This window comes from Rubellimicrobium sp. CFH 75288 (assembly GCF_009904055.1).
In the GTDB taxonomy this organism is placed as follows: domain Bacteria; phylum Pseudomonadota; class Alphaproteobacteria; order Rhodobacterales; family Rhodobacteraceae; genus Rubellimicrobium.
Genome location: NZ_WYDP01000010.1, coordinates 120,892 through 131,851, shown reverse-complemented (window position 1 = coordinate 131,851; position 10,960 = coordinate 120,892). Strand labels below are relative to the sequence as shown.

The window sequence follows — 10,960 nt, the reverse complement described above, 5'->3', positions numbered from 1 at the left end:
GTCCCGAGCAGCGACAGGATCTGCGCCTGCACCGTGACGTCGAGCGCGGTCGTGGGCTCGTCCGCGATGAGCAGGTCCGGCCCGCAGGCCAGCGCCATCGCGATCATCGCACGCTGGCGCTGGCCGCCCGAGAACTCGTGCGGGTAGAGGTCCAGCCGCGCCTCCGGGTCGGGCAGCCCCACCTCGGCCAGAAGCCGCGCGGCCCGGTCGCGCGCCGCGCGCCGGCCCGCGCGCTCGTGCAGCCGGATCGCCTCGACGATCTGCGCGCCGATCGTCTCGCAGGGGTTCAGCGCCGACAGCGCGTCCTGGAAGATCATGGCGACGCGCGCGCCGCGGACGCGCCGCAGCGCGCGTTCGGGCAGCGCCAGCAGGTCCGTCCCCTCGAGCTGGACCGAGCCCCCGATCCGGACGCCGGGGCCGCGGTTGAGCGCGGTCAGCGCCATCGCCAGCGCGGACTTGCCAGACCCGCTCTCGCCCACGACCGCCAGGACCTCGCCCCGGCCCATCGCGAACGACACCCCCCTGACGGCCCGCACGGGGCCGAAGGCCACGGTCAGGTCCTGCACATCCAGAAGCGGGCTCATGCGCGGCGCAGCCTCGGGTCGGCGGCGCGATAGGCGAGGTCGGTCGCCAGGTTGACCAGGATGTAGAGCGTGGCGATGGCCAGCGCGGCCCCTTGCGCGGCCGCGTAGTCGCGCCCCGTCACCGCGTCCACCAGCATCTTGCCGATGCCCGGATAGCCGAACGTCACCTCGGCCACGACCGATCCGCCCAGCATGGCGCCGAACTGCACCCCCACGATCGTCAGGATCCCGAGCGAGGCGTTGCGCAGCACGTGCCGCAGAAAGACGCGCAGCCCCCCCGCCCCCTTCATCCGCGCCGTGCGCACGAAGTCGAGCCGCGCGGTGGCGATGGTCGCGTCGCGCGCGATCCGCGTCAGCATCCCGGCCGTGGTCAGCCCCACCGTCAGCGCGGGCAGCGTCAGGTGGCGCAGCCACGGCCCGACCAGGTCCCACCGCCCCGTCAGCGCCGCGTCCAAAAGGACGAAGTTCGTCACCGGCGCGTAGTCGATCCCCGCCGGCAGCCTCCCGTTGGGCGGCAGCCAGCCCAGCCACAGCGAGAACACGATCACGAGCAGCAGCCCGAACCAGAACCACGGCACCGAGAACAGCACCATGGCGAGCCCCCGCAGCCCCCAGTCGAGCGCGCTGCCCTCGGCCGCCGCCGCCACGAGGCCGGTCAGCAGCCCGAACGCCACCATCACGAGAAGCGAGGCCACCGCCAGCTCGATCGTGGGCGGCAGCGCCGTGGCCAGCATCCGCCCCACCTCGCGCCCGGTCAGGAACGAGCGGCCGAAATCCCCCTGCAGGATCTGGCCCAGCGTGATCGCGTACTGCTCGGGCAGCGAGCGGTCGAGCCCCAGCTCGCGCACCAGCTGCTCGCGCAGATGCGCCGAGGTGAGCTGCGAGGACAGCGTGTCCACCGCCGATCCCGGCAGGACCCGCAGCGCCAGGAACACGAGCGTGAACACCGCAAGCAGCAGCAGCGGCAGCGCAAGCAGGCGGCGCAGCGCAAAGGCCAGCATCAGCGCATCTCCTCGCGCCGGCGCATCCGTGCGGTGGCGGCGTCGCCTGCGAACGCGCAGGCGAGCGAGAAAAGCGCGATCAGCGCGCCGGGGATGATCGCCTGTTCGGGGGCGAAGAAGATGAATTCCTGCGCCTCCTTGACCATGTAGCCCCAGTCCGGCGTGGGCGGCTGCACCCCGAGGCCCAGATAGGACAAGGCCGCCGAGGTCAGCGCCGCCGTCGAGACGGCCGAGGTCGCCTGCACCAGAAGGGCCGGGGCGACGTTGGGCGCTACCTCCGAGAGCATCACGCGCCAGCGCCCGAAGCCCAAGGCGCGCGCGGCCAGAACATAGTCGCGCGCGGCCTCGCCTGCGGCGAGCGACTGGGCCAGGCGCGCAAAGACCGGCACCTGCGAGGCCGCGATGGCCAGCGTCATGTTGAGCGTGCCGGGTCCCAGGGCCGCGACCACCAGGATCGCCGCCAGGATCAGCGGAAAGGACAAAAGCACGTCCATCGTCCGCATGATGACGGCGCCGACGGGGCCGCCCTCCACCCCCGCCGCCAGCCCGAGCAGCCCCCCCGCCAGGACCGCCAGCGCCACCGACAGCACCGCCGTGAGCACGAGCGGCCGCGCCCCGAAGATCAGCCGCGACAGCTGGTCCCGCCCGAAGCTGTCGGTGCCCAGGGGGAACCCCTCGCTCCCCGGCGGCAGCAGCATCCCCGCCCCGGGCGCGGGCAGGACGGGGTCATGGGGCGCGAGGAGCGGCGCGGCGAGCGCGAGTCCCACGAAGCCCAAGACCGCCAGCGCCGGCAGAAGCGACAGCCCGCCCCGGACGGCGCCGCCCACGCCCCCCGGCAGCGTGCGCGCCAGCGCGCGGGGCGGCGCCGGTTCCGGCCCCGCGCGCTCCCCCGCCCCGGCCGGCGCCTCGCTCACCGCACGAACCTCGCGCCCTCGAGGAAGGTGCGGTAGGTGCCCAGTGCGTTGACGTTGACCCCCTCCACGTCGGCCGACACGATCACCGGCAGATAGGTGTTGACCACCGCCGCATAGGGCAGGACGTTCTCGGCCACCCAGGTGTTGAGCTCCACATAGAGCTGCGCGCGCGCCGCGGGGTCGGTCTCGGCATTGGCCGCGACGAGCTTGGCGTCCAGTTCGGGCTGGGTGGGCAGCGTCTCGTGCGCGGTGACGGACTGGGCCGGCGTCGTGCCCGACAGCAGCAGCGGCGAGAAGCGCCCGTCCGGGTCGGGAAAGAAGGCCGAGCGCTGCAGAAAGGCCAGCTCGTGCGCCTCCACGTCGAACATGCGCCCGTTATAGGTGCCCACGTCGAGGTATTCCGTGACCGGGTTCAGCCCCGCCTCGCGCAGCGACCGCTCGACCACCTGCCCCACGCGCGGCCAGAAGCCGTGGTTCTCGCAGATCAGGCTGATCGTGGCGCCCGCCGCGCCGGCCTCCTCCAGCAGGGCGCGTGCCTCCTCGGGGTCGTGGCGCGAGATCTCGAGGTGGGACGGGTCGAACCCCGCCTCGGCCGCGGGCGAGATGTAGCCCGGCACCTCGGCCTTGCCGAAGAACGCCTCGCGGACCACGGCCTCGCGGTCGATGGCGCGGTTGATCGCCCGGCGCACCCGCATGTCGCCCAGGATGCCCGCGCTCGCGTTCATGGCGAGATAGACCGAGATAAAGGCCGCCGTGGTCGCCACCTCGATCCCCGGCATCGCGGCCAGCCGGTCGAGGTTGGAATGCGGCACCAGGTTGGTGACGTGCAGGTCCCCCGAGGCGAGCGCGGTGAGCTGCGTGACCGGCTCGGGCAGGACCTGCATCACCACGCGCTCGATCGCCGGCCGGCCCCCGTAGAAGCCGTCGAACGCCTCCAGCACCGCGCGCTCGTTCGGGGCCACCGAGACGATGCGGAAGGGCCCGCACGAGGAGAACGCCTCGCCGAAATTCGTGGGCATGGCGTCCAGCATCCGGGGCGACAGGATCACCATGTCGGGCCTGGACAGCCGCCCCAGGATGGCTGCGTCGGGCGCCGCCAGGCGGATGCGGAAGGTCATCGGGTCCACGACCTCGAAGCCCAGCACGTTGGACCCGCCCAGATTGTCGAGCGCGGTCGAGCCCTCGGGCCGCTCCGGGCTGTCGGGCAGCATGCGCGAGAAGGTCCGGTGCACGGCCTCGGCGTCGATCGGCGCGCCGTCGTGAAAGGTCAGGCCCGGCCGGATGGCGAAGTCCCAGGCCAGTCCGTCCTCCGAGACGGACCACGATTCGGCGATGGCGGGCTGCGGATCGGGGTCGGAGAAGTCCATGTGCGTGAGGCCGCGCCCCACGCAGTCCATGACGTGGACGTAATCCCCGAAGCCCCCCCACTTGTGGGGCTCGAGGTTGCCCGCCAGGTCCGGCAGCGCGAAGACGAGCGTGCGCGGCCCGTCCTGCGCGGCCGCGGCCCGCGGCAGCAGCGCCGCCGCCGAGCCCAGTCCCAGAAGGGCGGCGAACTCGCGCCGGGTGATCGTCGAAAGGCTGATCGGATCGGTCTTGTTGTTCATCGGTGCACCCCGTTGGTCGTCCCGAGCCTTGCCCGCCCGCCTCCCTCCGGGCCTCAGACCGTCTCGCCCAGAAGGCTCACATGGGCCGAGACGATGCGCCAGCCGTTCGCCGTGCGGACCAGCGTCTTGCTTTCGCGCCCGGGCCGGTCGTGCCCTTCGCGCCGGTATTCGAGGTTGGAGACGGCGAAGTCGCGCCCCCAGGTCGTGACGGCGTGGCGCAGGACCTCGCGCCGGAAGGGACCCGTGCGGCGCGCGCGCCGAAAGGCCGCGATCGCCGCGTGGCCGTAGAGGTTCTCGCCCACCCCGTAGCGCACCGCCTCGGGCGCGTCCCAGAACAGGGCGTCCAGAACGGGGATGTCGTTGGCCAGCAGCGCCGCCTCGTAGCGCGCCACGACCGCGCGGACCTCCGCCACCACCTCGGGCAGGTCGAGCGCGAGGCGAGGGGGCAGGTCAGGCCGCATGGCGTGCCCCGTCCGTCAGGCTGGCCGCGAAGCCCGCCCGCGCCAGCCGCCGCGCCGCCGTCAGCAAGAGCCCCTCGCGCCCCGGCCCGGCCACGACCTGCACCCCCACGGGCAGCCCTCCCGCGCGCCGGAAGGGCGCGACGAGGATCGGCACCCCGGCCAGGGTCAGCGGCTGGGTGAAGCGGCCGAGCGCGAGGCGCGCGTCCTCCGCCCCCTCGCCGGTCCGCAGGACGCGCGCCGTCCGCAGGGGGGCGGGGCAGGGGACGGCCGGCGCGATCAGCAGGTCCGCCTCGGCCAGAAAGGCCAGCAGCGCCGCGCTCCAGCGCGCGCGCACCGCCTGGGCGGCCACCAGCCAGCACGCCGGCATCGCCGCTCCCGCGGCCAGCCGCGCGGCCACCGCCGGGCCATAGAACGCGGCGCGCGCGCGCAGGACCGGGCGGTGCAGCGCACCCCCCTCAGCCGCCGTGATCACAAAGGCCGCCGCCCGCGCCGCCGGGGCGAGCGGCAGATCCGCCACCCGGTCCGCCCCCAGCGCCGCCGCCGCCGCCTCCAGCGCGGCCCGCATGTCGGGATCGGCGCCGGGATCGAAATGGCCGCCCAGCCGCAGCACACGCGGCGCCCCCCCGTCTTCCGCCCCCCCGTCCTCCGCCCCCTCCTCGCCGGCCAGCGCGGTCCATCCCGCCGCCAGCCGGTCGGGGTGATCGGCCAGAAGCCCCGCATGGTCGAGGCTGGCGACAAAGGGAAACATCCCGGCCGTGGAGACCCGGCCGAAGCCGGGCTTCAGCCCCCAGACCCCGCACAGCGCCGCGGGCACCCGGATCGACCCGTTGGTGTCGCTGCCGAGCGCGAGCGGCACGAGCCCCGCCGCCACCGCCGCCGCCGACCCGCCCGAGGAGCCTCCCGACAGGCGCGCCGGGTCGTGGGGGTTCAGCACGTCACCGTCATGGACGTTCTCGCCCGCGAATCCGTAGGCGTATTCGTCCATCCCCGCCCGCCCCACCAGCACCGCGCCCGCGCGCTCGAGCGCGGCGACCGCGTCGGCATCGCGCAGCGCCTCGCGCTCGGGCCAGGCGCGCCCGCCCGCCCGGGTTGGCCGGCCGGCCACGTCGAACAGGTCCTTGGCCAGGAACGGCACCCCCTCCAGCGGGCCCCGTCCCTGCGGCCGGCCGGGCAGCAGCTCGGTCACGGCGTTGAGCGCGCGGGCCCGCGCGATCCGCGCCAGCGCCTCCTCGGGCGAGGGGGCGGGCGGCAGCGGGGCCACGGGCGCGGCGGGCGGGGCAGGGGGCACCGCGACGGGGCCGAGGCGCGCAGGGGCATCGGGGCAGCCCAGCGCCCGGTCCAGAGCGCGCGCATAGCCCGCAAGCCGGTCCAGCACGGCTGCGACCTCCGCCACGGGCAGGCCCGCGCTCCCCAGCCCCGCCCCGTCCAGCGCCGCCTCCGCCCTCCTCATCCTCAGCCCCCCAGGGCATAGGCCGACCGGCGCGGGTCGGCCGCGGCGGCGAGCACGGGCGGCCCGTCCGGCGAGAGGGGCATCCGCCCCGCCAGCATCACCGCGCCCGCGTCGAACTCCCAGTCGGGCCAGAGGTGGACGCGGTGCCCGCGCGCCGCGAGGTCGTCCCGCACCGCCTGGGGGACGCGCCCCTCCACGTCCAGCCGCCCCGGAAAGCACGGATTGGGAAAGAACGACCCGGGAAAGGAGAAGGTCGCCACGCGCGGGGCCTCGACCGCCTCCTGCGGCGAGAGGGCGAAATCGTGGAGGTTGACCACCGCCTGCAGCATCGCCTGCACGATCACGTCGCCCCCCGGACAGCCCAGCGCATAGGCCCCGCCCGACGGGCCGACCACGATCGCCGGGGCCGGCGTGATGCGCGGCCGCCGCCCCGGCGCGATCGCCGCCGGATGGGCGGGGTCCAGGCGCGACTGCACCCCGCGCGGCGAAACGAAGAAGCCCAGTCCCTCCACCACCGGCGCCCCGTCCAGCGTGTCCGAGGGCATGCAGGACAGGACGTTGCCCGCCGCGTCCGCCGCCGCCACATAGGTCGTGTCGAAGCGCGCCCGCCCCCGGGCTTCCTCCGCCCCCTGCCATCCCGCCCGTCCGGGATCGAGGGTGCGGCCCAGCGCCTCCAGATGCTCGGGCGACAGGATCGCCTCGGTCGCCTCGGGCCGCTCGGCCGGGTCGTGGTAGCTGCGGTCGCGGTCCGCAAAGGCCAGCCGCAGCGCCTCGGCCACCAAGTGCAGGTGCTCCGCCCCCCCGCGCCCGAGCCGGCCCAGCGTGTGCCGCCCCAGCAGCGCCAGCGCCTGCAGCAGGACCGGCCCCTGCGAGAACGGCCCTGCCGCATGGACCCGGTGGCCGCGATAGGACACGGACGGCGCAGCCGAGACGTCCGCCCGGTGCCGCGCCAGATCCTCGCGCGAGAGGAACCCACCCCCCTCGCGGTTGGCGGCGACCAGGCGCGCGGCGATCTCGCCCTCGTAGAAGGCGCGGCGCGCGGCCTTGATGCCGGCCAGTCGGTCGGGACCGCGATCCTCCGCCGCCAGCGCCAGGAGGGTCCGGCCCAGATCGGCCTGCACCAGCGTCTCGCCGGGCCGCGGCGGCCGCCCCTCGGGCCAGTAGATGCGCCGCGAACTCTCCCAGCGCGCAAAGCCGCGCCCCAGGATGGCCAGCGCCTCGGCGCCCCGCCGGTCGAGCGGGAACCCCTCCGCCGCGAGCCGCGCCGCCGGCGCGGCCACGTCGCGGAACCGCCAGCTGCCCCAGCGCGCCAGCGCCTCGCACAGGGCGGCGAACCCCCCCGGCACCACGCCCGCAGGCGCGCCCAGGGGGATGTCGTCGCCGTGCCGGGCCCGGAACGCCTCCAGCGTCGCTGCCTGCCCCCACGGGCCCACGCCCGCGACCTGCCACACCCGGTCCGAGCCGGCGGGCCGCGCGAGCAGCGGCGCGATCCCGCCGAGGTTGCACATGTCCGCCTGCACCACGGTCGAGGCCAGGGTGCCCGCCACGCCCGCGTCGACCGCGTTGCCGCCCTCCTCCAGCACGCGCGCCATGACCTGCGCCACCAGCGGGTGCCCCGCCGCCACGACCCAGCCCCGCCCCACGATCGTCGGGCGCATCGCCTCGGGCGGGGGAAAGACCGACGGGGTGGGCGCGGCCGCGTTGCGCATGCCGCCCGTGCCGTCCACGGTCTGTGCGAGGTCCGCCTCGGGGCTCATCCCACCATCGCTCCCGCATCCACCGTGATCGTGGCCCCCGTCACCGCCCCGAAATCCGGCGAGCCCAGCGCGACGCAGACCGCCGCCACCTCCTCGGGCCGCACCAGGCGCCGCGCCGCGCCCGCCCGGCGCAGTCGCTCCCGGACGGCCTCCTCGGTCACGCCCTCGGCCGCGGCGATGTCGCGGGCCACGCGCGCCAGCATGGGCGTGTCCACGTTGCCCGGCGCCACCGCGCAGACCCGCACCCCCCGCGGCGCCCATTCCGCGGCCAGGCTCTCGGCCAGGCCGATCAGCCCGAACTTGGAGGCGCAGTAGGACGACGCCCGCGCCTCGCCCCGCCGCCCCGCGACCGAGGACAGGAACACCGCCGCGCCCCCCGGCCGCAGGACCGGCGCAAAGGCGGCGGCGGCCAGAAAGGCGCCCTCCAGGTTCACCGCCATGATCCGGCGGTGCAGCGTCCAGTCCATCCGGTCCACCGCCATCGTCCCCACGACGCCCGCCGCATAGATCAGCAGGCCCACCTCGCCTGCCTCGGCGGCGGTGGCGGCCAGGCGGCCCATCGCGGCCTCATCCGTCACGTCCGCCTCCAGCGCGAGCGGATCGTGGGCAAGCCCCCCCACCGCCCGCTCCGCCGCGCCCCCGATGTCGCCCGCGACCACGCGCCAGCCCGCCTCGGCCGCCGCGCGCGCGCAGGCTGCCCCGATTCCGCCTCCTGCGCCCAGGATCGCCGCGACGCGCATCTCAGGCCCCCACCGCCATCGCCCGCAGCCGCGCGGCGATCGCCTCGGGCCCCGGCAGCACCGCCCGCTCCAGCGGCAGCGCGGCGGGGATCGGCACGTCCGGCACGGCGAGCCGCCCCACCTGCCGCAGCGCGCCCGGCCCCAGCGCCTCCAGGCAGCGCGCCACGACCTCGCCCGAGAGGCCGAAGGACAGGTAGTCCTCATCCACCACCAGCAGCCGCCCCGTCCGCGCGACCGAGGCGCAGACCGTCTCCATGTCCAGCGGCACGACCGATCGCAGGTCGATCACCTCCGCCCCGATCCCCTCGGGCGCCACCTCCGCGGCCGCGCGCAGCGCGTGCTCCACCCCCAGCGACAGGGTCGCCACCGTCACGTCCCCGCCAGCCCGCGCGACCCGCGCCCGCCCGATGGGGGTGACGACCTCCCCCTCGGGCACCTCCGCGCCCTGCAGCGAATCGCGCGCCTTCGACAGCAGGAGGCGCTTGTGCTCGACGAACAGGACCGGGTCGTCGCAGCGGATCGCCGCCGCCATCAGCCCCTTGTGGTCCATGGGCGAGGAGGGGACGACCACCTTCATCCCCGGCAGGTGCCCGAACAGCCCCCACAGGCATTGCGAATGCTGCGCGGCCGAGCCGATGCACCCCCCGGCGGTCTTGAACACGACGGGCACGCGCTGCCGGCCCCCCGACATGAAGGGGATCTTGGCCGCCGCGTTGACCATCTGCTCGAGGCACACGCCCACGAAGTCGGCGAACATGATCTCTACGACGGGGCGCATCCCCGCCATGGCCAGCCCCACCCCCATGCCCGTGAAGGCCATCTCGGCGATGGGCATGTCCATGACCCGGTCGGGGCCGAACCGCTCGAGCAGCCCGCGCGAGGCGCCGAACACCCCGCCCAGCCGCCCCACATCCTCGCCCAGCAGCAGCACGGAAGGATCGCGCGCCATCTCGCCCGCCAGGGCCTCGGCGATCAGCGCCGGGATCGGCAGCGCCGCGCGCGTCCCGGGCGACGGCTCGTCCCTCATGCCTCCTCCGCCCACAAGTAGAGCGCCGCCCCGGCCGGGTCGGGCAGGGGATCGGCCCGCACCGCCTCCAGAAGCCGCGCCGTCTCCGCGCGCACCTCCGCCGCCATGCGGTCGAGCGCGTCGGCCCCCACCCCCTCGGCCAGCAGTCGCGCGCGGTGCAGCGCGATCGGGTCGCGCTCCTCGCGCAGGCGGCGCTTCTCCTCGCGTGTGCGGTAGGTGTCGGGGTCGCCCTCGAAATGCCCCCGCGCGCGCGTGCAGGTCGCCTCCAGCAGGACGGGCCCGCCCCCGCCGCGCGCCTGCTCCATCGCGGCCGCGAATGCCTCGGCCGTGGCGTCCACGTCGGTCCCGTCCACCAGCATCCCGCGCGCGCCCCAGGCGCCCGCCCGCTCGGCCACCGTCGCCGTGGGCGAGACGTCGCCGAACCCGACCGAGATCGCCAGCGCGTTGTTCTCCACCAGCACGACCAGCGGCAGCCGCCGCGCCCCCGCGATCACCAGCGTCTCGTGGAACGCCCCCGTATGCGACCCGCCATCCCCCGTCACGCCCACGGCCACGTGATCCTCGCCCCGCAGCCGGAAGGCCTGCGCATAGCCCAGCGCGACGGGCAGCGAGGCGCCGACGATCCCCGTGGCCGAGAAGTTCGTGGGCGGGTGGAACGGGTGCATGTGCCCGCCCCGGCCCCGGCACAGGCCCGTCTCCCGCTCGAGGATCTCGGCCAGAAGCGCGCGCGCGGGCACCCCCTTGGCCAGCGCGTGGAAGTGGTTGCGGTGGGTCGAGACGACCGCGTCGCCGGGGCGCAGCGACTCGGCCATGGCGGCGCCGATCGCCTCCTGGTTGATGCCGGTATGCAGCTCGCCGTGGATCTCGCCCCGCCGCAGCGCCTCCAGGCAGGCCTCGTCGAAGGCCCGCATCTCCAGCATCCGCCGGTGGCGAAGGATGCGGGGATCGTTCGGTCTCACGGCGCCCCCTCCCCGCCGATCTCCTCCAGCTCGATCGTGGCGCCCCCGGGGATGGCCAGATAGACCGCGCGCCCCTCGGCAAAGCTCACCACCTCTCCCAGCGCCCGCGCCCCTGCTGCCCTCATCTGCTCCAGCGCCGCGTCCAGGTCGGCCACGCCAAAGGCCAGATGCGCGGGCGGCGCCGGGCCCCGGGGCGGGGGCGGCCGGAACGCGACCAGTTCGAGGACCGCGTCGTCGCCGGGCCGGACCATCTGGACCAGGTCGCAATCCAGCCCCGCCGCCCCCGTCAGGCGCCCGATGGCCTCGCCCAGGCCGTTGGCGCCAAAGGTGCGCCGGTAGCCCAGCGTCCGGGCCAGGAAGGCCTCGGCGGCCGACAGGTCATCCACGGCTAGCGACAGGTGCAGCAGGCGCGCCCCCGCACATGCTTCCGGACTGGTGGACCGCTCCTGCATGATTGGATACA

Annotated in this window: 11 protein-coding genes; all 11 read right to left on the bottom strand. The window is 75.5% G+C overall.

Features of this window, described 5'->3' with window-relative positions; genetic code table 11:
- A partial coding sequence (locus tag GT358_RS11060; RefSeq protein WP_166582669.1) for an ABC transporter ATP-binding protein occupies window positions 1-584 on the bottom strand: 584 nt, incomplete at its 3' end.
- Window positions 581-1,585 carry an ABC transporter permease gene (locus tag GT358_RS11055; protein ID WP_166582668.1) on the bottom strand — a complete coding sequence of 335 codons (1,005 nt, stop codon included), beginning with the start codon at window positions 1,583-1,585 and terminating at the stop codon, window positions 581-583. The genes GT358_RS11055 and GT358_RS11060, both read right to left, overlap by 4 nt.
- Window positions 1,585-2,499 carry an ABC transporter permease gene (locus tag GT358_RS16705; protein WP_208103470.1) on the bottom strand — a complete coding sequence of 305 codons (915 nt, stop codon included), beginning with the start codon at window positions 2,497-2,499 and terminating at the stop codon, window positions 1,585-1,587. The genes GT358_RS11055 and GT358_RS16705 overlap by 1 nt, the downstream gene beginning before the upstream one ends.
- Entirely contained in the window at window positions 2,496-4,103 is a 1,608-nt protein-coding gene (locus tag GT358_RS11045; RefSeq protein WP_166582667.1) for an ABC transporter substrate-binding protein, read from the bottom strand. The genes GT358_RS16705 and GT358_RS11045 overlap by 4 nt, the downstream gene beginning before the upstream one ends.
- Window positions 4,104-4,156: 53 nt before the next feature.
- The gene (hpxZ, locus tag GT358_RS11040) at window positions 4,157-4,564 is read right to left on the bottom strand and encodes an oxalurate catabolism protein HpxZ (protein WP_166582666.1); all 408 of its coding nucleotides are present in this window, start codon (window positions 4,562-4,564) and stop codon (window positions 4,157-4,159) included.
- Window positions 4,554-6,014: an amidase family protein gene (locus GT358_RS11035; protein ID WP_166582665.1), complete on the bottom strand. Its 1,461-nt coding sequence runs from the start codon at window positions 6,012-6,014 to the stop codon at window positions 4,554-4,556. The genes hpxZ and GT358_RS11035 overlap by 11 nt, the downstream gene beginning before the upstream one ends.
- A 2-nt stretch (window positions 6,015-6,016) precedes the next feature.
- Complete coding sequence (locus GT358_RS11030) at window positions 6,017-7,771, bottom strand: gamma-glutamyltransferase family protein (protein WP_166582664.1); 1,755 nt, start codon at window positions 7,769-7,771, stop codon at window positions 6,017-6,019.
- Window positions 7,768-8,511, bottom strand: a complete 744-nt coding sequence (locus GT358_RS11025) for an SDR family NAD(P)-dependent oxidoreductase (RefSeq protein ID WP_166582663.1) — start codon at window positions 8,509-8,511, stop codon at window positions 7,768-7,770. The genes GT358_RS11030 and GT358_RS11025 overlap by 4 nt, the downstream gene beginning before the upstream one ends.
- A gap of 1 nt (window position 8,512) precedes the next feature.
- Window positions 8,513-9,538, bottom strand: coding sequence for an alpha-ketoacid dehydrogenase subunit beta (locus GT358_RS11020; RefSeq protein WP_166582662.1), 1,026 nt, complete (start codon window positions 9,536-9,538; stop codon window positions 8,513-8,515).
- Window positions 9,535-10,497 (bottom strand): thiamine pyrophosphate-dependent dehydrogenase E1 component subunit alpha, encoded by a 963-nt coding sequence (locus GT358_RS11015; protein WP_166582661.1) that lies wholly within the window; start codon window positions 10,495-10,497, stop codon window positions 9,535-9,537. The genes GT358_RS11020 and GT358_RS11015 overlap by 4 nt, the downstream gene beginning before the upstream one ends.
- On the bottom strand, window positions 10,494-10,949 hold the full coding sequence (locus tag GT358_RS11010; protein WP_208103469.1) for a VOC family protein: 456 nt from the start codon (window positions 10,947-10,949) through the stop codon (window positions 10,494-10,496). Before GT358_RS11010 ends, GT358_RS11015 begins: the two co-directional genes overlap by 4 nt.
- Window positions 10,950-10,960 lie beyond the last annotated feature (11 nt).

Excerpts from the sequence above, each read along its gene's own strand:
- GT358_RS11055 (WP_166582668.1), bottom strand. The coding sequence starts at position 1,585 with ATGCTGGCCTTTGCGCTGCGCCGCCTGCTTGCGCTGCCGCTGCTGCTG.
- GT358_RS11045 (WP_166582667.1), bottom strand. The coding sequence starts at position 4,103 with ATGAACAACAAGACCGATCCGATCAGCCTTTCGACGATCACCCGGCGC.
- hpxZ (WP_166582666.1), bottom strand. The coding sequence starts at position 4,564 with ATGCGGCCTGACCTGCCCCCTCGCCTCGCGCTCGACCTGCCCGAGGTG.
- GT358_RS11035 (WP_166582665.1), bottom strand. The coding sequence starts at position 6,014 with ATGAGGAGGGCGGAGGCGGCGCTGGACGGGGCGGGGCTGGGGAGCGCG.
- GT358_RS11030 (WP_166582664.1), bottom strand. The coding sequence starts at position 7,771 with ATGAGCCCCGAGGCGGACCTCGCACAGACCGTGGACGGCACGGGCGGC.
- GT358_RS11025 (WP_166582663.1), bottom strand. The coding sequence starts at position 8,511 with ATGCGCGTCGCGGCGATCCTGGGCGCAGGAGGCGGAATCGGGGCAGCC.
- GT358_RS11020 (WP_166582662.1), bottom strand. The coding sequence starts at position 9,538 with ATGAGGGACGAGCCGTCGCCCGGGACGCGCGCGGCGCTGCCGATCCCG.
- GT358_RS11010 (WP_208103469.1), bottom strand. The coding sequence starts at position 10,949 with ATGCAGGAGCGGTCCACCAGTCCGGAAGCATGTGCGGGGGCGCGCCTG.